20 protein-coding genes are annotated in these 24117 nt (G+C 48.3%); 10 read left to right on the top strand and 10 right to left on the bottom strand.

Annotated elements, in window-relative coordinates; all coding sequences use genetic code 11:
* Positions 1-52: 52 nt before the first annotated feature.
* Positions 53-565 carry a GAF domain-containing protein gene (locus tag Pan54_RS12140; protein WP_146503736.1) on the bottom strand — a complete coding sequence of 171 codons (513 nt, stop codon included), beginning with the start codon at positions 563-565 and terminating at the stop codon, positions 53-55.
* A 46-nt stretch (positions 566-611) separates the two neighbouring features.
* Complete coding sequence (locus Pan54_RS12135; RefSeq protein ID WP_146503735.1) at positions 612-1886, bottom strand: PP2C family protein-serine/threonine phosphatase; 1275 nt, start codon at positions 1884-1886, stop codon at positions 612-614.
* Between the two features lie 361 nt (positions 1887-2247).
* On the opposite strand from Pan54_RS12135, the gene Pan54_RS12130 reads away from it, so the two are divergent.
* Positions 2248-3003, top strand: coding sequence for a hypothetical protein (locus Pan54_RS12130; protein ID WP_146503734.1), 756 nt, complete (start codon positions 2248-2250; stop codon positions 3001-3003).
* A 153-nt stretch (positions 3004-3156) separates the two neighbouring features.
* On the opposite strand, the gene Pan54_RS25850 is transcribed toward Pan54_RS12130, so the two are convergent.
* Entirely contained in the window at positions 3157-3327 is a 171-nt protein-coding gene (locus tag Pan54_RS25850) for a DUF6800 family protein (RefSeq protein ID WP_165441748.1), read from the bottom strand.
* Between the two features lie 291 nt (positions 3328-3618).
* Between Pan54_RS25850 and Pan54_RS12125 the strand changes: the two genes are divergently transcribed.
* The 3 genes from Pan54_RS12125 to Pan54_RS12115 all read left to right on the top strand — a co-directional run bounded on the left by Pan54_RS12125 (position 3619) and on the right by Pan54_RS12115 (position 6649).
* The gene (locus Pan54_RS12125; RefSeq protein WP_146503733.1) at positions 3619-4437 is read left to right on the top strand and encodes an MlaE family ABC transporter permease; all 819 of its coding nucleotides are present in this window, start codon (positions 3619-3621) and stop codon (positions 4435-4437) included.
* A 163-nt stretch (positions 4438-4600) separates the two neighbouring features.
* On the top strand, positions 4601-5407 hold the full coding sequence (locus Pan54_RS12120) for an ABC transporter ATP-binding protein (protein ID WP_146503732.1): 807 nt from the start codon (positions 4601-4603) through the stop codon (positions 5405-5407).
* A 57-nt stretch (positions 5408-5464) separates the two neighbouring features.
* Positions 5465-6649, top strand: coding sequence for an MlaD family protein (locus tag Pan54_RS12115; RefSeq protein WP_146503731.1), 1185 nt, complete (start codon positions 5465-5467; stop codon positions 6647-6649).
* Positions 6650-7083: 434 nt separating this feature from the next.
* Here the strand turns inward: Pan54_RS12115 and Pan54_RS12110 are convergent, their stop codons facing one another.
* From Pan54_RS12110 to Pan54_RS12095, 4 genes are all read right to left on the bottom strand, one after another.
* On the bottom strand, positions 7084-9294 hold the full coding sequence (locus Pan54_RS12110) for a DUF1549 domain-containing protein (RefSeq protein ID WP_146503730.1): 2211 nt from the start codon (positions 9292-9294) through the stop codon (positions 7084-7086).
* Positions 9295-9876 carry a sigma-70 family RNA polymerase sigma factor gene (locus Pan54_RS12105; RefSeq protein WP_242631295.1) on the bottom strand — a complete coding sequence of 194 codons (582 nt, stop codon included), beginning with the start codon at positions 9874-9876 and terminating at the stop codon, positions 9295-9297.
* Positions 9877-9987: 111 nt separating this feature from the next.
* Positions 9988-11259, bottom strand: coding sequence for a DUF1501 domain-containing protein (locus Pan54_RS12100; RefSeq protein ID WP_146503728.1), 1272 nt, complete (start codon positions 11257-11259; stop codon positions 9988-9990).
* A gap of 73 nt (positions 11260-11332) precedes the next feature.
* Positions 11333-12865 (bottom strand): DUF1549 and DUF1553 domain-containing protein, encoded by a 1533-nt coding sequence (locus Pan54_RS12095; protein ID WP_242631294.1) that lies wholly within the window; start codon positions 12863-12865, stop codon positions 11333-11335.
* A gap of 1045 nt (positions 12866-13910) precedes the next feature.
* Between Pan54_RS12095 and Pan54_RS12090 the strand changes: the two genes are divergently transcribed.
* The 6 genes from Pan54_RS12090 to rpoN all read left to right on the top strand — a co-directional run bounded on the left by Pan54_RS12090 (position 13911) and on the right by rpoN (position 20957).
* Entirely contained in the window at positions 13911-14471 is a 561-nt protein-coding gene (locus Pan54_RS12090) for a DUF309 domain-containing protein (RefSeq protein WP_146503726.1), read from the top strand.
* 482 nt (positions 14472-14953) lie between these two features.
* Entirely contained in the window at positions 14954-16039 is a 1086-nt protein-coding gene (locus tag Pan54_RS12085; RefSeq protein ID WP_146503725.1) for a 3-oxoacyl-ACP synthase III, read from the top strand.
* A gap of 188 nt (positions 16040-16227) precedes the next feature.
* Positions 16228-17955, top strand: a complete 1728-nt coding sequence (dnaX, locus tag Pan54_RS12080; RefSeq protein ID WP_146503724.1) for a DNA polymerase III subunit gamma/tau — start codon at positions 16228-16230, stop codon at positions 17953-17955.
* 161 nt (positions 17956-18116) lie between these two features.
* Entirely contained in the window at positions 18117-18467 is a 351-nt protein-coding gene (locus Pan54_RS12075) for a YbaB/EbfC family nucleoid-associated protein (protein WP_146503723.1), read from the top strand.
* 128 nt (positions 18468-18595) lie between these two features.
* Entirely contained in the window at positions 18596-19207 is a 612-nt protein-coding gene (recR, locus tag Pan54_RS12070) for a recombination mediator RecR (RefSeq protein WP_146503722.1), read from the top strand.
* Positions 19208-19526: 319 nt separating this feature from the next.
* On the top strand, positions 19527-20957 hold the full coding sequence (rpoN, locus tag Pan54_RS12065) for an RNA polymerase factor sigma-54 (RefSeq protein ID WP_242631293.1): 1431 nt from the start codon (positions 19527-19529) through the stop codon (positions 20955-20957).
* A 47-nt stretch (positions 20958-21004) separates the two neighbouring features.
* On the opposite strand, the gene Pan54_RS12060 is transcribed toward rpoN, so the two are convergent.
* From Pan54_RS12060 to Pan54_RS12050, 3 genes are all read right to left on the bottom strand, one after another.
* Positions 21005-22366, bottom strand: a complete 1362-nt coding sequence (locus Pan54_RS12060) for a helix-turn-helix domain-containing protein (RefSeq protein ID WP_165441747.1) — start codon at positions 22364-22366, stop codon at positions 21005-21007.
* Between the two features lie 113 nt (positions 22367-22479).
* The gene (locus tag Pan54_RS12055; protein WP_146503719.1) at positions 22480-22857 is read right to left on the bottom strand and encodes a hypothetical protein; all 378 of its coding nucleotides are present in this window, start codon (positions 22855-22857) and stop codon (positions 22480-22482) included.
* Positions 22858-23021: 164 nt separating this feature from the next.
* Positions 23022-23864, bottom strand: coding sequence for a transglutaminase-like domain-containing protein (locus tag Pan54_RS12050; protein WP_146503718.1), 843 nt, complete (start codon positions 23862-23864; stop codon positions 23022-23024).
* Positions 23865-24117 lie beyond the last annotated feature (253 nt).

Here is a 24117-nt window from a genome sequence, read left to right as displayed (position 1 = left end):
GAGCCGAGCCAGTGATGGCTCGGGTTTTGTCATGATGATTGTGGTCGAATAATTACAAGTTTTTTGAAATCTTGTCGGCCAATTTCAATAAATTTTGTGGCACCTCATCCTCCAGTTGCCAGGCTTCTGCCCAGGAAACGGCCAGTACTCCTACGATTTGATCATTTTGATTGGAAATCGGACAGGACAAAGAACAGCGGGCACCGAATCGCTCTAACCAACCTGCAGATTTTCTAAGATCCCCAGATTGCTCTTCGACACGGGCTAAGGCCGGGCGTTGATTGACAACCGCATTGACGATGCCAAGTTGAGTCTGCTCGAGAGGAACCTTGAGTGTTGCTGCTTGAAACTCATCTGCGACCTGAGCGTCAAATCCGTTTGCGCAGCCAAAGCACATCAGATGTAAATCGGTTTCGGTCTTTTTCCATAGACCAACTGCCCAGGCAGCGGTCTGGTCAACCAGATCATTTGCATCTTTGCTGGATCTCAATTCTCTGGTTTCCGGGGTGCTCAATAACTGTGCAAGCTTTCGAGCCAGGGCGTCGATATTCGATGAGTCGGTCATAGAGGATGGAAATTGCTTTCGTTTTCACCAGTGATTTCGGAAATGACTATCTTGACATACCATTAAACAGGATTTCAATCGCTTTGGACCAATCCAGTAAGGCTTGTCGGTATTTTTTGGCATTCATGGCCGTTTCGGCTTGCTGGACGGTCGCCTCGTATGTGGACCAGTTGCATTTCCACTCGCCAGCTTTGGCGGTCGCGGCAAGCTTTGTCGCTGATTCGCGAAGTTTGTCGGCTGTGGAAAGAGACAGACGAATGGCGGCAGTGCGATAAGGTCGAAAGAAAACGGTTGCGGAAGCCTCATCTTGAGAATCAAGATCATTATCAGCCTCGGCGAGTCGTTGTCGCTGTCGGCCAATTAAAAATCCCCACAGGAGTAGACCAGTCGCCAGAAATCCAAGCATCGCAGCCGGGATAGCCATTTGAAAATACGAGAGTACACCTGCACCTATTCCACAAATGAATGTAGCCAGGAACAATAAGGGTTGAGCCCACTTTGAATAAGCGGAGATCTGTTGATACTCCGCAGTGGCAGGTAAATTCACAACACCATCCTGCTTGCTGATACGCACGATGATCACTGTGCAGTTATCTCCACCTCCACGCATGTTTGCCAGATTTACGAGTAGTTTGGCGGCTTCACTTGGTGGCATATTCTTGGCATAAACACCGATTTCAATATCACTCAGGTATTTGGTCAGACCATCAGAACAGAGCACGAAGACATCGCCAGGAAGATATTGAAACGGTCCCTCGATATCGACACGCACCGTCGGGTCGGGGCCCAGGCAGCGGGTCAAGACATGGCCATATTTTTCCGCATCGACATTCTCGAGCTGAGCATTTCTTCTTTGCCTCAGTTTCTGTTCCCAGGCAACGGTGTGGTCAAATGAGAGTTGATCAATTCGTTCATCGCGAACTCGGTAAACGCGACTGTCACCAACATGGCCAACCAGATACCCATCGGCGCAGATGACCAATGACGAACAGGTTGTGCCCATACGTTTGAAGTCGCGATTGTGATTTCCAATTTCGTAAATCGCGCTGTTGGCTTCCCGCATTGCTTCATGCAATGCATCGGCTGGTTGTTCGTGAGCCGACTTGAAGTACACGTGAGGAAGTGTATCAATGGCAGTTTTGCTGGCCAGTTCCCCGACTTCATGCCCACCCATCCCATCGGCCACTGCAAACAAATGGCCGCGTGAATACCATTGGCTATCGTCAGGACAAAGAGTCAGTGAGTAGCAGTCCTCATTGTTAAGTCGCTTCATCCCGGTATCGGAACGTGAGGCATACTGAAATTTCGGGGTCCATTGCATAACGATAATCAACTCAAAAGACGGGAATCGTCTGAAGTATTATAGTGTTGGTCCTTGTACTCACCAAGAAATGAAGAGCACATGCCGAGAGAAATGCCGTTTGATGATTCCATCATAAAGTCTATGAAGATTCTATGAGCAAGAGCCAGTCTGAAAGGGGGGCCTTGTAATTGTTTTTCTGTTACCCGTGGTTCAAGGGGGTTACTTACTTTAGTCGTTCGGGGTTTCAGGCTACGATAATGGGGTCACAGGTGCAATTCATCTGCTCTTACATAAGCCGCTCTTACTTCCGGTTGAGTATTGTCCAATTATTATTATGAGTCATGACGGAACAACGACTCCGATTTTGCAGGCAGCAACTATGAATTCGAAAATCACATCTTCTTTCAGAACAAGCTGTAATCGAATCGCGTTTTTTCTAGCCCTGTTCGCCCTGAATTCGCAGGCGGCGGCTCAAGGCGATGAAGAAAAACTGGACCAGTTTTTAAACGCAGTTCAATTGGGGGAGACGGAAGGTCTGCTCAATCTGATGCATCCCAAACTGGCTGAGCAGATCGACCCTCCGATTCTCGAAGCGTGGTTACAATCTGTTGCCTACAAACTGGGAAGCGTGGAAGTCGTTTTGCCTGCGACGTCCATTATAGCCGGGGATCGTGAGGAATTTACATCCAATGTGAGTTTTACGAAGGGGACGGCTCGAGTCGCGATTACGGTATTGAATGAGTCGATTGTTGCTTTTGAAGTGCAGTCGGATGAACTGGCAAACTGGTTCCAGAGGCCAACCAGCCTAAAAATCTATCGTGATCGAGTCGAGCAATTCATGACTGCTCTCGATAGTCAGGATTATGAGCTTTGTTTGTCACTGATGCATTCGCAAATTGCAGAAAAATTGAGTTCTGAGGTCCTAAGCGAGTACCTCGAAAAAGTCGAGCAAGTCGTTGGTGCTTCCAGGACCCGTAAATTCCAGTTTGCCAAATTGACTGTCTTACCTGACGAACGGCTTGAACAGATCGACTTGTACTACGAAATCGAAGGCAGCCTGGGAAGCGTCACCGCAGAATTTGCGATCCGTTTCCAGGGAATGCGGGGTCAGCTCGTCGGATTTCGTTTCCGGTAAAGGCAGAGGCCTACTCTTAAAAGTAACGATTGGCGGAGCAATTGCACGAATAGGTAGTTCGTAATAAGAAATCCGTGGGTGTGCATAAAAGAAAACGATCCCCATTTTGCGGCATGAGGATCGATTCAAATATTCAGCATGCTCGATTGAGCTTTATTCAGCAGTTTCGAACTCGATAAACGGGCTGATTTTTCGGGCTTTTTCCAAGATTTCCTGCTTTTCAGTATCATTCTTGGCAGCTTGATACTTGGCACGGAACTTAGCGATTTTCACTTTGCGGGTTCGCTTACGCGCCATTTCCCGATCACGTTCAATACGAGGCATGGTAGTCTAAAAACTTTCTGAGATCGACTTGAATTATAAAGAGACAACTATTCAAGAATAGTCGTGATTTCACTATGCAGAAAAGTGTAGCTAACTCAATTACAGAGGTCAAACCGGAACGACATCTCATCAGGAGCAGTCGGGAAATTCCTCTCGCTCTGTATTGCTCAAATCGATAAGCTTCGCCTCTATGAAGTGAACCGACTGTGTTGTTCACATGTTTGTCCACTTGTGGGTACTGGTTCTCAACGCAGATGAAATAGATCGCAAGAGAAAAAGAGTCCGAGACAGATGTCGATAGTTCAGCAAGAGCGTTGGAATCCTGTGGTCTGGCTGGGGGAATTGGTTATTGCCCCCGTGTCAGTCATTGGGGATTTTGCGCTGTTTGCCTTATTGACACTTCGTTGGACGTTTTCTCGCTGGCCGAAAGGCAACGTCCTCTGGGCGAATCTCTATCAGATTGGTGTCTTGAGCCTGCCAGTCGTCATGGTGACCGGTGGATTTATCGGCATGGTCCTGGCTGTACAATCTTACGATCAGCTTCGTGTGATGCACATGGAATCCCGTTTGGGTTCAGTCGTTAATATGACTCTCGTCAAGGAACTCGGTCCCGTACTGGCAGCCACAATGCTGGCTGGTCGTGTCGGAAGCGCAATTGCTGCCGAACTCGGCACAATGCGTGTCACCGAACAGATCGATGCCCTGGAAGCATTGGGCGCAGATCCGATTCAGTACCTGGTTGTGCCTCGTTTTCTGGGTTGCGTTCTATTGATTCCGATGCTGACGATCATCGCCGATACCGTTGGCATGTTGTGTGGCTGGATTTTCTCCACAACTGTTCTCGGCATCAACAGTTACTACTACTGGTATCACACCTACGCCTACATTTCCCTATTAGATGTCTATTCGGGGATTCTGAAAAGTATTTCATTCGGAGCGGCGATCGCACTGGTTTCCTGTCACCGCGGATTTCATGCCAAAGCCGGTGCTCAGGGAGTCGGAACAGCTGCGACTCAGACATTTGTTTTCTCCTTTGTCCTGATCCTCTTCCTCGATTTCCTGGCAGGCGTTGTCCTGTCGCAGGTTTATATCTGGCTGGATCCGGCATAGGAAGGCGGAAAGTAGAGTGGATAAAGGTTTCATTCACAGGTTGGTTTGGCGAAACGCAACCCAGCAAAAAGAAGTGTAGGTCGGGCAATGCCTGGCGAATTCAGACGTTAATAATTAATCCTGTCAGGCACAGCCTGACCTACGGAATTTCATCCATCGAACTATGAATTCAGACCACCAAACTCCACTTCTGGAATTGAATCACGTCTCCCGTTCATTCGGGGGACAAGGGGTTCTCAGTGATATCAGTCTGCAGGTACAGCCAGGAGAAACGCTGGTCTTAATTGGTGAGAGTGGTTGTGGGAAGAGTGTCACCACAAAATTGCTGGCGGGCATGTTGGAGCCAACCGCTGGAGATGTCATGTGGCGGGGTGTCGATGTCAAGAGGTTAAAACCAGCTGAAAAACTCAAGCAACGTTTGCGTATCGGATACCTGTTTCAATCGGCGGCTTTGTTCGACAGTTTAAATGTGTTCGAAAACATTGCGTTTGGATTAAGGCAAAATACACGTAAAAAAAACGAGGAAATCCAAGATATTGTTTACAGCCGGCTGGTTGATGTCGGCTTGAATAGCGAGGTCGGTTCGAAAATGCCAGCTGAGTTATCGGGCGGAATGAGAAAGCGTGTTGGACTGGCGAGAGCTTTGGCGATATCGCCGGATATCATTATTTACGATGAACCGACCACCGGACTCGATCCTGTGATGAGCGATGTGATCAATGAATTGATTCTCTCTGTTCGTGAGCAACGTCCCGTAACCAGTATCGTCGTGACACATGATATGCACACCGTTCAGAAAGTGGCGGACCGCATTTTGATGTTATATCCCCTTTCACGACTGCCAGCGGGAGAAAATCAGGTCATTTTTTCGGGAACGGCTGATGATGCTTTTCACGCGGACGATGTTCGCGTCTATTCCTTTGTGCATGGGGATGCAAGTCAACGTTTACACGAATTGAGTGCCGCGTAACAATACCGCCGTTTCAAGCAGCTCGAATTTTGTTATTCCAACCGTATAGTTTTTACCATGTCGGAACGTCAGCTCCAATTTCGTGTCGGATTATTCGTTATCGCAGCCGTGCTTACCGGTGTCGTGTTGACGATTCAGTTCGGTAAGCTGGACCGCTACACCGAGCCGCGGTATGTCGTGGGGATTCAATTTGATGAACTTTCAGGTGTTAACCCAGGCACTCCCGTTAAACAGTCCGGTATTCCGATTGGAAGCGTTCGAGAAGTTTCTATCAATCAAAAGACTCGTAAAGTGGTGGTCGTCGTCGAAATTCGTGAGCGTTTTAAGCTCGCTGAGGATTCGAAACCGCAAATCATTTCCTCGCTTCTGGGAGATGCCCACATCGAATTTTCCATCGGCACAAGTAACCAGATCGTCTCCACTGGATTTCTCTTCCGAGGGATTACGCAACAGGATCCTCTGGCAGCGGTCCAACAGCTCGAAAGTCGAATGAATGAAACGATGAAGTCGTTTGCGGCGACCAGTGAAGAATGGCAGCAGGTGGCACGGAATGTCAATTCCCTGATCGAAACCAATCAGGGATCGATTGATGAAATGGTCGAACATGCTGCCGTCTCGTTGCGACAATTGACACTCGCCATGCAGAAGGCGTCGGTTACACTTGATGAAGCGAATAAATTTATTGCCGATCCCCAACTTCAGCAATCGGTTAAGCAGGCGATGGTTGCCTTGCCGCATTTGATGCAACAGACAGATATTCTCATTCAGCAAACCCAGCAGACGATCGCCACGACAAACAAAGCAGTCACTTCGTTGGGAAATACAATGGATAATTTGGAGACGGTCACAAATCCGATTGCCGCCAATTCCGACCAATTAGTCAGTGGTGTGACGACGAGTCTAGCCTCGCTCAATCAGACATTGGTGCAGCTTTCATCCTTCAGTAAGCAACTCAATGAAGGGGATGGCTCAATTCAGCGAATGGCAAAGGATCCTCAGCTTTATCAAAATATGCAGACATCCTCAGCTTCTCTGGCGGCATTGCTTCGTAACCTCGAACCCATTATGCGGGATATGCAAATCTTTAGCGATAAGATCGCCCGGCACCCTGAAGTCCTTGGCGTAAGCGGATATTTGAAGGGGTCTTCAGGAGTGAAGGAAGCCACAATTCAGCCCGCATCTTCAACGGCTCCGACAAATCTTCGAGGCTCTTCCAACGGGACAAATCGATTCATTCCCTGAATATTTCTGCTCAGGAAACGATTCTCACATCGCAGAAATCATATGCTGATTTATGCAAATTTAATGCTGTGCAAATACCTTGGGTTGTTCTATCTGGTCATTATTACAATCAGAGTGATAACGACTGCAGCGATGACAAAATAAGTCGAGTAGGTGATAAGAAAAGCAAGCGAATTCTCACCTTCATTGGAATTTGATTCAGGCTGACGTCCAAAATTTTGATCCCTTTGGGGCATTTGTTCAGTGCTCATGTCGTTCTCCTTTATTAAGTAATCTTAGGGAACAATACGCAAAGGCTATGCCAGCCAGCGTTGAGAGCGACATAACATCCGAAGAATGGTCATGGTTGATGCCTGAGTAACCAAGCAGGTTGCTCGTAGGTCGGAAAAAAGCGGCTCTGCAAAATGAATTCATTCGTCTACTGGGGCGAACGATCAGTGATTGACGATGAATTCACTGGAGTTCAGGTAGGCCCAGAGCAGGTCGGAAAGTCGACTGGCGAGCAATTCCTGGCGGACGACCGGAGATTTGACATCCCTCAAAGATGCTTGAATCTGACGGAATAAAGCCACTTCCTGAGGGCGCGGTTTGCGGGAAAGAACAGTCAGGCAAATGCGTTCGAATTTCTTCTGATCGGAAATCGATTTGCTCACTAAATTTTTAAGCAAGATATTTTTCTCAGTATGGATGGTTTGATCGACCAAGTCTCCATTCATTAGTACCAGTGCCTGAGAAATCGTGCCATCGAAGTGGTCTTCTTCATCGTTCTCGTCATTTTCATAAGAACTGACAAACTGCGAAACCCACTGATCACGCTCAGTCACATGCTGTGGCCATTGTTGATTTCGCTCGTCTAACTCCCCGGCTACTGCCTGGAGGGAATCATAAAGCTGTTCCGGAGAAAGTGATTTGAAGTACATCCGTGAGAAAGCAGGGGGAGTTCCTTGAGATGGATTATCCTCGCGGTTTTCTGCAATCATCTGGCTGGAAAGTCGATACGGTTCTGACAAACAGATCCAGCGATAGAGGCGTTTGATGTCATAATCACAGGCAACAAATGAACGACTCAAAGTCGAAAATAGCTCGGGATGCGTCGCTGGGTTATGAGGACCCAGATCATCAACCGGTTGCGTGAATCCGTATCCAAACAGCATCGACCAGGTCCGATTGACAAAAGCCTGGGCAATGAGCGGATCCTCTCCAGCTGTAAGGAGATCAGCCAATTGCTCGCGACGCGAGGTCTTTTCATCATCGATCACTTCCTGACCGTTGTATTTTGGAAAAGCAGCGTGCATGACTCCAAAACGTGTTTCATAATATGTGGGGCCAGCGGTTGGACGATCTTGCAGGAGATAGCTGGGAGCAGCTTCCTGGGGCTGGTCCACTTGAGTGACAACAGCTTGCTTAAAGAAACTGTTCAACTCCCAGAACTCTTTTTGAGACAGAGCATAAAACGGATGATGATGGCATTGAGCACATTGGATCTGATAACCCATCAATGTTTTGGCGACAAAGGCAGTGGCCGGGACGGCTTGATTGTTCAAATGTGCGACCAGGAAATTTGCGGCTCCATTTTGATGTGGATTTCCCTTAGCCGCAATCATTTCTTCAACAACATTGCTCCAGGAGCGATTCGACTCAGCTACACCATGCAAATATTTTTGCAGTGCGAGACGGTCTACCCTTTCATTTGGAGCACGTCCGACCAGCAGCCTGGACCATGTCGTCGACCATTGCAGCGCAAAAGCAGGGGAATCGATCAGTTGATCGACTAATTCCTGATCCCGCTGTTCCGAAGAATTATTCAAATAGGCATTGAGCTCGGTTTCTGTCGGGATTCGTCCCGCTAAATCGAGATAGACACGACGGACCCACTCGTAATCATCGGCCTTAGCAGAAGGTTGAACCTGCCAGTCCTTCCAGCCCAAACTAATACGTTCGTTGATCGAGTTGATCACATCCTGGTCATTCGAATAAGCCACTCCAAGTACTTCCACAGGTGCTTGCGTTGGACTTCCTTCAACGACGTTGACCGTAATTGGTTGCGACTTTAATGGTGGATGATCCCAGTCAATTTTCGGTAACTCGGGCGGGAGTTCATTCTCCACAAGTGCAGGAGTCTCTTCGGAATTTGCTGGATTGAGCGGAGAGACAACCTGGGGGGCATCGGCTAGCGAATCAACCGCGGAATTGTTCTCAACAATGTTGGAGCCCGGAGCAGGGGAACTATTATTCCACCAGAGTAGACCTGTGCCGAGAGTCAGAAAGATGGCTAAGCATACAGTCAGCATTTTCGTTGACTGAAACAATGTTCGCCGGGTTTGTTTCTCGTGAGTTCGACGAGGAGTCACATCCTGATTCAAAGCTGCTTCTGTAAGCAGATCGTCCATCAACTCCTTCAGGGGAGCAGTGGAATCCTCATGCGAGTTTGTATTTTGTGTCGTTAAAGGAGTTGAAGGAAGGATCCCCAAATCCCAAAACAGATTGGAATGCAATTCAAGATACTGAGCAAAAATCTCGGCTGCGGCATCATCGTTTTTGATTAACTGTTGCAATTCTGCAGCGGTGGCTTCATCGAGCCGGCCGTCGCATACGCAATCGGCCAGTTCGCAAAGTCTTCGGTGATGATTATGCAGATCGTTCATTTATTTGATCGCAGCGGAGAGCTGCTTCTCGATACAATTGAGTAATGTGCGGCGGACACGTCCTAGAGACTGGTAAACTGAGTTCAGCGGACGGTTGAGTTGATCAGAAAGTGTCTGCCCATCTCGACCTTGTTGATACCGAAGTCTAATTAATTCTCGATCCCGTGGTTTTAATTTTCGAATACAAACTGCCAGAGCCGCCTGACGTTCATCGGCTCCATCACTGATTTCTTCAACAGTTTGGGCGATCGTCGTTAAATAATCATCGTCAAAAATGAGTCGATTTCGACTGGATTTCTGACGAAATTTCATCACTTCTAAACTAGCGATACGATAAACCCACGCCAAAAAGTTGGTTCCCGGTTTAAAGGTGTTCCACTTTGCCAGAATGACAACATTGGCGTTCTGGAGGATTTCCTCGGCTGAGTTTGGGTTTCCAGTTTGTGCCAGCAGATACAGATAAAGTCGCCTTTGAGCCTTAACAAATGATTTGATAAACCCGGCATCTGGTCCTGATTCATGCGTCTCCTCTCCCTGCGGAAAGGCTTCCTCGTGTGGAGGAGTTGTCCGGATATTACCCACGCGAAAATTCCAAATTCAGTTTTCGTAATGAATCTGAGGCTCTTCAAAAATGGGAACCCTGTATGGGTTCCCATGATTGAATCGATTCTTAAATTGACCAATAAGAGCGGATTAACCGACGAGCTCTTCGATTGGAGTTCCGCCGTTGGCGATTTTCATTGGCCGACCACGTTTTGAAGTGTGGACGATGTTCAATGGAATGCCCATGGCTTTACTGACGGTCGCCCAGATATCGCCTGGGAGATAGCTTTGGCTTTCGATGCCGACACCATCTTTGTCGGTCTGACCAACTGCGACTCCACCATTGAGTCCACCGCCACCAATCATGAGTGACCAGCTGGAAGCCCAGTGATCGCGTCCCACATTCTGGTTGATGCGTGGTGTACGACCAAACTCGCCCATACAGACGATGACAACATCATCCAGCATACCACGGCTCTTTAGATCCTGTGTCAGAGCGGCAATCCCCTGATCCAGAGTTGGGAGACGCTGGTTGCTCAATGTGTTGAACACATCGTTATGCAGGTCCCATCCACCCAGGTTGACTTCGATGAACGGAACGCCCTCTTCGATCAGACGGCGAGCCATCAGCATGCCGCGACCGAAGTTATTATTACCGTAGGCTTCCTGAATTTTTGGATCTTCCTGGGCCACTTTGAAAGCGTCCATCTGAGGAGATGTCATCAGGTTGACTGCCTTACGGTAAACATCTTTATGAGCCTGTGGCAAATCGCCCCGGTCAGAGTTGATGAATCCGCTCTCAACGACATCCCACATGGCAAGACGCTGTTCCAGACGACGTTTGTCGGTGCCGCCAGAATCGACATTGCGAATCCGGCCGTTACTGTCGACGACGAATGGAGCGTGAGTCATGCCCAGGAAACCGGCACTTCCAGCACCGCCACCGACGGAGACGAATGAAGGAATTTCCAGTGACTTGCGTTGTGGTGCCAGGGAGTGACTGACGACGGAACCGAAAGAGGGGTGAATGACAGTCGGGTTAGGCACATAGGCGGTATGCATGTAATAGCGACCACGTGTGTGATCGGCTTCACGCGTACTCATGGATCGCACAACAGACAGGCTGTCCATTTGCTTGGCGATTTTAGGCATGTGCTCAGAAATCTGCAGATCACCAGCGGTGCTGATCGGCTTGAATTCTCCGCCGTTCTTTGAACCGGGTTTCAGGTCCCACATATCGATGGTTGGTGGACCGCCGCCCAGCCAGACCAGCACGCAAGCCTTCTGGTTTTTACGAACTTCAGCAGCATTGGCTGACAGATGGTTCAAGAAGTGAAAAGCAGGAATTGTCATAGCACTACTGGCAGCGACGTGCCGCATGAAGTGACGACGATCCATGTTTTCAGGTTGAATAATACTCATTGAAGTTCTCCAAAAGGTAAGCGGTGATTTCGATTAAGTTTTTTCGATGTGAATTGTAGTAACAGTGAAACAACTAGCGGACAAAAATGAATTCGTTGCTGTTCAAGAGTGCCCAGTAAAGATCCTGATAAGCGCTAATCGGGTTGCCACTGATTTGCATCAGTTTCTTCACCGCAGCTAAATCTCGACCACTGGGGTTTCGTCCCAGAGCAGCCAGATACAGCAGTTGGACTTTCTTGGAATCTTTTTCTTCAGCAGAGACGACCTGGTGAAGCAGTGTGCCCGGATCACATTTGACTGCCGTATCAACAAGTTCTCCATTCATCATCATGAGAGCCTGAGGAATACTGCCGTTGAACGTGGTGGACTCATCATTTTCATCTGTACCGAATGTGGTCACGAACTGCTGAAGCCATTCGTTACGCTGACGCATCGCCTGAGCATAATTGGCTCGGTTCATTCCAGAAGCGTTTGAGGCGACCATGAGTGAATCGAACAACTGTTCCGCTTCCATGGACTTAATATACATATGGCTGAAGAGTGGCATTTCGCCTGCAGCCGGGTTATCGATTTCATTCTTAGTATTGAATTCACTGCTTAGACGGTAAGCCTCTGAAGAAGTGATCCAGCGAACCAGCATTTTCATGTCGTAATCGGAAGCAACAAAGCTTTCCGTGAGATATTCGAGCAGAATCGGGTGAGAAGCAGGATTATGTGGTCCCATGTCGTCGACAGGACGGGTAAAGCCGTAGCCAAAGAAGTGACCCCACATGCGATTGACCATCGCCCGAGCCATTTGATGATCGCCATCAGCGACGATTGCATCTGCCAGAATTTTCTGACGTGATTTACCGTTATCAAACTCAACGTCGTTTCCAAAATATTTGGGATAAGCGACCTGCATCAGGCCACTTCGCTTTTCGAAAAAGACAGGTCCGCTGAAGTCGTTAGTCGTCAACTCGGAATAGTCATCGACTTCCTGACCTGTATTGGGGTCGATTTTGTCATGATCGACACGCCGGGCATTCCGGAAGAAACTGTTGAATTCCCAGAACTGACTTTGCTTCCAGTCGTTGAAAGGGTGATTGTGACACTGAGTACATTGCACCTGCGTGCCCAGAAAGAGACGGGTTGTTTTGGCAGTTGCCTGAACACCCTCATCCCGCATCGTCATTTGACTCAGCAGATAGTTAACGGCTCCATTTTCCTCAAAGTGACCTTCAGCGGTCAAAATATCGTAGACCACATCATCCCAGGGACGATTTTTGGCGAAAGCTTCCCGCAGGAATTTTTGCATGCCATCTCGACTGGTGCGGTCGGGAGTTTGACGACCAATCAGCAGGTTCGTCCAGATCGTGGTCCAGTTATTAACGTAACTGTCACCATCGAGCATTTCATCAACAGCTTGCTGGTATTTATTGGAGTCCTTATTTTTAATAAATTCCTCAACCACACTCAGAGGAGGGATGTGACCAACGGTATCCAAGTAGACCCGACGCAACCATGCAATGTCGTCTGCAGCTTCTGATGGGGAAACTTCATTGTCTTCCCAACTTTGTCGAATCAGCAAATCGATTTGATCGACAACAGCAGTATCGTATTTCAAGCGATAATCCGAAGTTTCAGCTGCACACACGCTTAGCGTGGTAATTTGCAAGACTGCAAGGCCAAATATTAAGGAGAGTGCCCTCATTGGTGAAAAATCCTGTTTCTCAAAAAATTATTGTGAGAGGAGATTGGAATATCGCGAGATGAATCGACTGAAACCAGATCCGCCTACTAATAAACCTCAAAAAGCAATCCAATGTTCGTCGCAAAAAGCATTAGTTCACAGAGAATTATCCAAATTTTCACTTCTGACGAATTCATCCACGGCTTCTGATCTGCGATTCATACTCAAGATCAAATTTATTTTATGGGTTTTTTCTTAGAGACTCAATGAAATTACGCTTGATTTCGGGTAAATCAGCAGATATTGGGATTGGTTGTCATAATTAATAGATCATATGCACTACGTGAAATTTCCAGTGCAAGATGCACTTAAAAAGTGTACGGAAGTATACATTCGGGCAGGATTGATAGTTTTTTTACGAATTTTTCACTCAGATTGCAAAACAGGTCTCTGATTACTGCTGCGAAATCGGTATGAATAATATTACTGAGATGTTTTCGACATTGATGCGACTGTGAAAATTTGTTCCGGGCACGATGCCGAACCGCTGGTGCATGATGGCTAAGTTATCAGCCTTTTACTCAGGGATCTCTTGTTCAGTACTGTTATGCTGTCTCTAAGATTGTCACTTCTGATAAGAGATTTCGAATGCAAGGCGTGATAGTACACCAGACTATTTTCGCGAACATCTCCCCCAGGTTACACGACTCGTATTTTCCGATGCATCTTTCGTGAATTTTGGAAGAGCAGACGAAAAATTAAAGGCTTTCGTGGGAACAGCGTTACAATTCGCATCGCTAATCGTACGGACCAAACAATGATTACGAATCGTGTCCACAATGACTGTAAATGGTAACAGTTCTCAGGTTTCTGCCAGAGGCTGTTACTAAACAATAAATATTGGGCCGGTCGGGTCATTTCAATAGACTTTTGGCTAACCTCAATCTCGCCTCATAAAATCCGTCAAGGAGTTCATATCGTGCTACAAGCTGTTGTTACTGCCAAACGCCTAATTCCCTCCATCGAATTACCGGCTTATGCGTTTATTCCCGCTACAGGATTGCCTCATCCCATTCGCGACCCACGGGGGCATAGTCATGGACGAAAACGCGTTTCACCACCAGCATTATCGATTGATAACTGGTCGACACACCGAAATTATCTGCTGGGATTGGATTTGTTTAACTACGGATATTACTGGGAAGCCCATGAAGAATGGGATCGTTTGCTTAAATCCTCTGGACCAGACAGCCTGATGGGAAAATTTCTCAAAGGGCTCGTCAAACTGGCAGCAGCCGGCGTGAAAGTTCGCGAAGGCAGTATTCATGGCGTTCGCCGTCATGCCGCTTCAGCCGGCGAAGTTTTTGCCGATGTGGCTGCAGAAGCCGATCAGGACCATTTCTGTGGTTTAGAGTTCACCATCCTGCAATTTGCGGCTGATCGAGCGGCTCAGTTGAACTATAAACAGAAGTTTGAATCGGGTAAGCCCGTTCGCGTATTCCCGTTTGTGCTGCATCCGGAATCAGAATCGATGTCATAATCGATCGGTGATTATAGATATTCTATGCAAACCTCCCGCGAGATTTCACGGGAGGTTTTTTTATTCAATAGGGAAGTTGTGACCCTGAGTATCGCGATGGGAGTGGTCTTGGGGCATCACCACGCCCATTACTTCGTTCTGGGGCGTGCCACCCAACGTGAGATTATTTATGATCATTGAGCAACTGCTGGCTTTCGGGTGGTTCTCGTTAATTCAGTGGTGATGACTGCAAAGCTGTTTGCAAAATGCTCTAATAGGCTTAGAACTCCTGACAATACACCAAATTGGATTCATTCTGGTCATTACTAAAACCGGGTGGCGGGGGCGCTCTCGAAGAGAAGCCCCCGAATGATAGAACTTCCGGGGGCTTCTGCTAACGCGGAGCGCCCCCGCCACCCCGATTATTTTGAATCGATCAGACATTGTTAACGGTTCCTGGATAGTTCCCAAACCTTTGATTTGAAATAGAACGAAATCTGTAGATGCGATTTGATAATGTTTGTCTGGAGTCGATTGGCTATGTGCTGCCTAAGGAAATTGTGTCTTCCGAGCAGGTAGAGCAGCAGCTGGCGAATGTCTACGAACGTCTCGGCTTGCCGGAAGGTCGTCTGGAATTGATGACCGGCATTCGGGAACGACGATTTTTTCCTCCGCGTAGTCAACCGGGACCGATCAGTGCAGTCGCCGCAAGGATGGCGATTGAGGCTTCAGAACTTCCCGTTGAGAAACTGGGAGCCCTGCTGCATGGCTCCGTCTGTCGCGATCAAATGGAGCCGGCGACTGCAAATCTCGTGCATTATCGAGCGGGATTACCCAATTCCGCTCTCGTGCTTGATCTGAGTAATGCCTGTCTGGGTTTGCTGAACGGAGCCGTCATGCTGGCTCAGATGATTGAATTGAGGCAGATTCAGGCTGGTGTTATTGTCGGAGCAGAAATCGGGCGTCCATTGGTCGAAGGGACAATTGATTCGTTAATTCGAGATGAAACGCTGACCCGAAAATCGATCAAGCCTGCTTTTGCTTCATTAACCATTGGCTCAGCTTCTGCAGCGTTTGTGTTGTGTCACAAGGATCTGAGTCAAAAAGGTACGAGATTGCTGGGCGGCGAGTGGATGTGCGACACGGAGGCTCATTTGTTGTGCGCAGGTGGTGTCGAATCGGAAGAACATGGAGATTCCCGACCGCGGATGGAAACCGATTCCGAAGCGCTGCTGCACGCCGGCATCAAACTGGCAAAAGCGACCTGGGAGCGGACGAAGAGAACATTAGAATGGACAGATGAGGATGTCGATCGAGCATTCACGCATCAGGTCGGGAAGGCTCATCGCAATTTGCTGATGGAAGGGTTAGGGTTATCGACGGATTGTGATTATCCGATCTACGATCGCTTTGGGAATACGGGATCCGCAGCCTTGCCACTTTCCCTGGCATTGGGAGCAGAGCAGGGCTTTGTTCAACCCGATTCCCGAGCCGCACTGCTGGGAATTGGCAGCGGCTTGAATTCATTGATGTTGGGATTGGATTGGAAGACGGTCGGAGTGAAAGGGACGGTATGGGAAGGGGAATAGGCTAGTGTCGAGTGCCCAGTGGTCAGAGGTGGTTGAAAATTAAGTATGATTTCTCATCACTAGCCACTAGCCACTAGCCTCTGGTCATAAAAACGGCTTTCCGCTTTCCGCTTTCGATTTAACTGGAATCAAAATAAGATATTTAGTAATTCAAGTACTAAGGCATAGTCAACAAGGTTTCACGAAACATGGCGAATACAAAAGGGACGTATACGGTCTTGGCTCGCCGGTATCGTCCGCAGACATTTCAGGATGTTGTCGGTCAGCAGCATGTGGCGCAAGCGTTAAAGAATGCGATTCTGGCGGATCGGGTTGCTCATGCGTATTTGTTTACCGGGGCTCGCGGAGTCGGCAAGACTTCGATGGCTCGAATTCTGGCCAAAGCGTTGAACTGTTTGCAGGCCGAGAATGGGGAGCCTTGTAATCAGTGCGAAATGTGCCATGCGATTTCCACGGGCAGCGATGTCGATGTGATGGAAATCGATGGGGCGTCCAATCGCGGGATTGATGATATCCGGGCTCTGCGGGCGAACGTCGGCATCCGTTCGATGCGAACCCGCATCAAGATGTACATCATCGATGAAGTTCACATGCTGACGAAAGAAGCCTTCAATGCGTTGCTGAAAACACTGGAAGAACCACCTGCCAATGTGAAGTTCGTCTTTTGTACGACGGAACCGCAAAAAGTTCCGGATACAATTTTGTCACGCTGTCAGCGATTCGATTTTTCGAGTATCGAAACGCAGGCGATTTCAGAGAGACTGGCCGAGATTGCGACGCAGGAAGGTGTTGAAGTCACGAACGAGGCGATTGATCTGGTGGCTCGACGAGCCGGGGGATCGATGCGGGACAGTCAGTCGCTGTTCGATCAGCTCCTGGCTTTTGGCGGCGAAAAGATTGAAGCCAAAGATGTGAATCAACTGCTGGGCACAGCCGATGACGACCGTCTCATCTCTTTGATTGAAGCGATCAAACGTCAGGATCGCGGGAAAGTTCTCAGCGAAATCGATGATGCGATTCATGCGGGGGTGCAGCTGGGAAATTTGCTCGATCAGCTCGTGAATGTGTATCGCGATTTGATGATCGTGCAGTGCGGAGCGGAGTCGGTGGAGTTGCTGGGTGTTGGTGGCGATCAGCGTCCGCGTTTGACGGAACTGGCTCACTCGATTGGGTTGCAGACGATTACATCAGCCATGCAAATTCTCTCGGAAACGAAATCTCGCTTGATGCGCGTGCCTCATGCTCGAGCTTTGATTGATCTGGCCGTCATTCGGCTAGCCAGTCTGGAAGATCTGCAGAGCGTTTCTCAATTGATTACCGAGCTGAAAAGTCGACCACCCGGCGCAGTGACTATTGGCACACCAACGCAAAGTTCCCGACCAACACAGCAAGCCCCGCAAAAAAAAACTCCTGAAATAACATCAGACGAGACTCAACCCCACTACGTGGAAGCGAGTCAATCTCAGCCCGTTGTTTCGCAGGAAGTCATTCCACAGAGTGAGTCTCCCAACCGACCAACCATCGAGTTTTCCGAAGCGACTCGCGAAGAGATCTGGAAAGAATTATTGACTCGCATTGAAGGCTCTTTGGGAAGTTATTTGAGGCAGGCCATCAGAACAGAAGTCTCGTCTGCGGATCGATTGACGGTCATTTTCAGCGAGAAGCATAAGTTTTCTTTCGATTCGTTGCTCCAGAAACCAGAAAATCAGCGACTGGTCGAAGACTGTCTGTCGGGAATCGCCGGGCAGAGGATTCATGTCAAATTCAATCTGGAAGCTTCGAAACCACAAGTTTCCGGTTCTTCTGGCCAAGCTCCCATGCATCCGACGGCAGCCGCGAAGCACGAGTTCGTCAAACAGGCAGAGTCCATTTTTAGTGCAACCATTGGTCGGACAGATCGGATTCGTAAAAATTAGCCATCTCGCAATTCTGACTCTCCTTTTGAATTCAATTATCAAACGGTCTATAATTTGTCATTCAAATGAACGCGATGACTCAAGTTGGCTGATCCTGTTATGATTGATCAGTCATAAGTTCATAAAATCCATACACAAGCCGCAACGGAAAAGGAATCCTCATGTTTAAAGGACTGGGCAATCTGGCCTCGATGATGAAAAACGCTCAGGAGATTCAATCCAAAATGAGCGATATGCAGAACAGCCTGAAGGATGTTATTGTAGAGGGCGAAGCGGGCGGAGGGATGGTAAAAGTGACTGCGAATGGTCATCAGGAGATTGTTAGTTGTACCATCGAACCATCACTGATGGAAACTGGTGATAAAGAGTTGATTGAAGAACTTTTTGTCTCTGCCGGAAATGCCGCGATGCTCAAAGCCAAGGAAGCAGCAGCTGAAAAAATGTCAGAACTGACCAGCGGAATGAATATCCCTGGCCTCTCGGACGCGATGGCTAACTTTGGAAAACAGTAAGGAATGGCCAGTGGCTAGAGGCCAGTGACCAGTGTTTTTTACTAGAGACGACTATCAAACAGATTCTGGCCACTCGACACTGGCCTCTCCCCCCTTGGACCCAAGACTCTAGACTCTAGACCAAGTTTATGGACGAACAAACACATCCTTACGGGCCGAGTGTGGCTCGGTTGATTGAAGAATTCGCACTGATGCCGGGCATTGGTCGGAAGTCGGCTGAGCGGTTGGCTCAGTATGTCGTGAACATGAAGAAAAGTTCGGCTGCTTCTTTGATTCAAGCGATCGATTCTGTTAAACGCAGCATTCGCCGTTGTGAGGTTTGCCACGCACTCACCGAAAAAGAGCTCTGTGACATTTGCAGTGATCCCCGCAGAGATCGTACGCTCGTTTGCGTGGTTGAGCAGCCTAAGGATGTCATTTCTCTGGAAGCCTCAGGAGCTTTTCCGGGGACTTTTCATGTGCTCCATGGCAGCCTGTCTCCACTGAATGGGATTGGTCCTGAAAAACTGACGATTAATTCTCTGCTCAAGCGGATTGAAGCTGATGGAGTGACTGAACTGGTGATGGCGACCAATCCGACCCTCGAAGGAGATGGTACGGCTCTGTATATATCGAATTTGCTGGATAATCGTGGTGTACGGATTACCCGTCTTGCCAGAGGCATCGCATCAGGTAGTGTGCTAGAATTTGCGAATAAGGAAATGCTTGCGGATGCTCTGCGTGGACGTCAGGCCTTTTGACGCAGGCTGTTTCGTGACATAAGTTTGTAATTATTTCCATGTCATTAAAATTGTGAAATGGGTATAATCGCAAAGTTCGATCTGAGAGTTCTCCCAGATTGTTGCAGCGGAATAAATGCCTATTAAAATTAATTGATCACTAATGACTGAGTCCAGAGTCATCGTTGGAAGCTCAGTCAGGTCGATGAATGAATAGTCAGTACATACCGCAGAAGCTGGTCTTATCTGAGGAACCAGAAAACCTCCTCAGCAGAAATATACGAGTAAACGCTCACCCATGCACCTGAACTTTTCCCAACAAATGAAGATGAGCCAGCAAATGAAGCTGGCTCCGCGGATGATCCAGTCGATGGAAATTCTGCAGATGTCCGTCATGGCGCTGCAGGAAAAAATCGATCAAGAACTTGAGGAAAATGTTGTTCTGGAAGTGACTGATCCCAAGCAAAAAGATGTCCATGAAAGTGATGGCGAAGAATCGTCGTCAGGAGCGGAAATCGAGCAGCGGGAAATTACGGTCGATAACGATCATAACAACGAAGCCGACTTCGAACGTCTGCTCGAAATGTCGGATGACTGGCCGGAAGATAACATCACCTCGGGTGGGAAACCTTCTGCCAACCGCATCGATGAATTTTCAGATCGTCAACACGATCTGATGGGAAATCTGCAGGCAAGTCCGCAATCGCTGCACGATTATCTGCTGGAACAATTTCACTACTTTGAAGTCGATTCGGAAGTTCGGGATTTCGGAGAATTCCTGATTCAAAACCTCGACGAAAACGGCCGTCTGCAGGGAACGTTGCCAGAGATCATGCAGGTTTACGGCAAGGCGATTGATCTTGGCACGGCCGACCATGTTCTCGGGTTGATTCAAAAACTCGATCCCCCCGGTGTCGGAGCCCGCGATCTGCAGGAATGCCTGCTGCTTCAAGTGACCGATGAAATGCCGATGCGGGATATTGTGATTACTCTCATTTCGGATCACCTGGATAATATCAGTCATAATCGCCTTCCACTGATTGAGCGAACAACCGGCTATTCTCTGGAAACGATTAAATCAGGCCTCGAACAGATTCGTACCTTCGAGCCTTTTCCGGGGCGTTGTTTTCAATCGCATGTCTCTCAAAATGTGACGCCTGATGTTCGCGTTCAACAGGATGATGACGACAAATGGACGGTGCAGTTACTCAACGAGTACACGCCAGAGTTGAAAATCTCGCGTAAATATTTGCGGATGCTGGCCGATAACCCGGATGCAAAAACGAAAGAGTATATTCGCAAGAAAATTGAATCGGCCAAATGGCTGATTGATTCGATCGAACAACGTCATACAACATTAAGAAAAGTTTCTCAGGCCATTGTCGACCATCAAACCGATTTTCTGGAAAACGGACCTGAGGCCATTGTTCCCCTCAAAATGCAGCAGATAGCCGATGATGTCGGCGTACATGTGACAACAATCTCCCGAGCAGTCGACGGCAAATGGATGGAAACTCCTCGTGGACTCTACCCGTTACGACGCTTCTTCGGCGGCGGGACGACAACATCAGAAGGAGATGAAGTCGCCTGGCAGAAAATTCGCCTTAAGCTTCAGGAAGTGATTGACGAGGAAGATAAACACAATCCGCTCAGTGATGATGCTCTCGTCAAAGAAATGGCCACTCACGGCTACACGCTGGCACGACGGACAATCACCAAATATCGTAAGGCGATGAATATTCCGTCTTCACGACAGCGTAAAGAATACTAAACGCAAGGTGGAAAAGAACTCCCTTGCTTACGTTTCGTGCTTGTATTTTAAGGGCTTTCGATGCCAAGAGCTTCGAGGCGTCGGTAGAATTTCGCTCGGGTCATTCCCAGTAATTCAGCGGCTTTGGCTTTATTATTTTTTGCGATGCGTAGTGCTTTTTCAATTTCTTGACGTTCAAGCTTTTCGAGTGTTTCTTCGAGTGGCTGAACCGTTTCCAATTCGACGGGCAGGATTTCATCGGCCAGTTGTCCGCTGAGAAATCGGAACGGAAGGTGTTCCATTTTGATGATCGATTCCTGGCATTTTTGGCAGGCTTCTTCGATTGTCATTCGGAGTTCCTGAACATTTCCCGGCCAGGAATATTCCCGAAACGCTTTTCGGACCTGTTTCTCGAATCCGGAAAACTGGGGAGTACGATCGCGATTATTATTCTCCAGAAATGCCTGACAAAGCAGATCGAAATCTTCGCGTCGTTCATCCAGCGACGGAACGTGTATCGAAATTGCAGAGGTGAGATAATAAAATCGATCCAGCAACGTTTCATCCGCCACCAGAGGTTCGAGTGGGGTGCAGGAGGATGTTATCAATCGGCAGCGATCAGGCCATTCGGGCGTGAGATAAGTTTTGCAGACGAGTTCCTGTAAATCGCGAGGGAGTCTGTCGGCATGGCGGAAATAGATATTACTCGGGGTTTCCGTCTCACGGGCAAAGCCCAGAAAGTCCTCGAGCAAACGCTTTTGATCGATCCGCTGCAGTTTTTCGCAATCAATGATCCCTAATGGAATTCGTTCGCTTTTCGGGAGCCTGGTGATCGATCTGGCGATCATTGTTTTTCCGGTGCCGGGTTTTCCAGTCAGTAATACGGGAGCCTGTGATTGCCGGGCCACTTCGATTTGTTTCACGACCCGCTGCATAACTGCGCTCTGATTTACAATAGATTCATGACTCAGCTCTTTGAGTTGAGCGTTGAGAAGTTTGCTCAATTCTGCATGAAGGATTTGCGATTCCGAAGCCGGTAGATGACGCACACTTTCTGGTTGATTCAAAGCAATCGCCAGCACTGTCGCTACTTCTTCCTCTTCGTTACGAAAGGGGAGAAACAGCAGGTGAACGTTTCGGGTTTGTCCGCGGTTATCGATAAAGTGTGACGTTGCAAAACGTTCCTGCCCGGCAAAGACTTCCGGGGGAGGGGAAAATGCGGTCAGCACTCGTTCGCTCAGTGAGCCTGAAGGAGCTGTTCGATATTCACAGGCTTTCCCCAGTAAATCTTCAGGATGACACCCGGTGAGCAACTCGGCACCATTGTTGAAAAAACGGACCCGTCCCCGGGCATCCAGTGCTAACACCGCCCGTGTCGTTTGATTCAGCCAGGCCACCAATCCGCTATTTGAGCGGTAACGCTTCGTCATACAAAAACCCTGTTCACGGTTCATTTCACAATGAGAATGGAAGACATTGAACAGAGTTTAACAGGCTGAGGTGGAAATTGACGAATGACTCTCGTCCCCACAATCGCGATGAGCTACTTTTTCAGGCCAAAAAGCATGAAAAGTGAAAGCAGGAAGATCACCCATTCTCCAATCGCCAATGAACGCGTTTCCGCAAAGGCTGATGGTTCGAGGACAATGCTGAGTGTGCGAAATGCGACGAGACTGGCATGAATAATCAGGCAACTGAGCAGCCCGGCACGCAGGTACTGAGGGGCAGCCAACGGCAGCAAAAACAAGAGAGCGATCGCGAACTCGAGTCCACCGTAGACGGTCAAAAATTCCGAACGACCTCCTGCGCCATCCATCGTCAAATGAACCGTTCGGGACGCTTTTTCAGAACTTACGGAACAGTAAATCGCCAGAAATGCGTAGAGCAGTCCAACGAGAGCCAGAAATATTTTGGGGATCATGTGAATTCTCGATCTGCAATGTCTTGAAGAAGAACGTTTCGTCCTTTCATCATAGAACTGCAAATACGAATTCCTAGAGTGGATCGAGGGTCAGAGTTCATCTTCGCTCTGGATTTCCGGATTTGATTACAGATGCAGCAGTTGAGTAATTCCAAAGAATATTTTCAAGCAGTCGAAACGGCACTGGATCCAGTACCATCATCCGGGGGATCATTATTTTTGCTGGCGAGTGTCGCCCACACGGATTGTTGTGTGAGCAGGGAATTGCCGGTGATGGTCGCAACCGAGACATCTGCTGCGTCACGTCCAGTACCAATTCGAACAAGTCCAAGAGTTGACGTCAGCCGTGTGGGGTCGAACAGATACCATTGTCCGTCCAGAAAAGCTTCCATGAATCCATGAAAGTCGGGTGGTTGCAAGTTCAATGCATAGCCAGCGACATATCGTGCGGGGATTCCGAGTCCACGACACAATGCGATTGCTAAATGAGCATAATCACGACAAACACCTGTCCTTTGCAGCAAAACATCTGCGGCTGTGGTTGTTGAGATCGTGCTGCCGGGGGTGTAGTCGAGCTGCTCAAAAACCCAGTTGCAAATCGCCTGGACACGACTGTATCCGGGGTACAACTGGCCGAACTCCTCAAATGCAAATCGGGAGAGCAGGTCACTTTCGCAGTAGCGACTTGGATTGAGATAGGTCAGCACTTCGGCAGGTGTCTGAGAAATTGGCGATTCCCCAATGCTGTTTGAATTCTGTGTCTGCGGAGTCAACTCCACAGTCCCTCGATAGGAGACCTGAAAATCGCAGGGATCGACGACTACGCGCTGGAGTTGATTGCCCGCCATCCCAATCTGGAATCGTTCCACATTCAATTGGGGATTCAGTTTGAGTTCTTCCAGAATCACTTTTTGGTAGCTGTTACTTGCAGCAACAATCTGAAATAGAAAAACAGTAGGACTGCGAACCTCATAGGCCAGATCGCAACCAACATTAATACGCACCATCTGTAAACCTTCTTATGCACATATAATTGCAGGATGACATCGTCACATTGAAAACTAAACTGGCCTGACGATTTCAGAAGGCCAATAAATTACTGCTGGAAACGGGGGATACCGTATCTTAATGAAGAGAAAATGACTCTACCTGAGCTTACCGTTAAGTTTGAACATTAACAGGGCGACTATTTTCTTTTTTCACTCTCCAGGAGCATAAGACAGGATAAGTCGGCTACATCTTATTTAGGAATGCATGTTG

Origin of the sequence: Rubinisphaera italica (assembly GCF_007859715.1) — a bacterium.
Classification (GTDB): domain Bacteria; phylum Planctomycetota; class Planctomycetia; order Planctomycetales; family Planctomycetaceae; genus Rubinisphaera; species Rubinisphaera italica.
The sequence above is the reverse complement of the archived record's forward strand: the minus strand, read 5'-3'. Positions and strand labels throughout refer to the sequence as shown.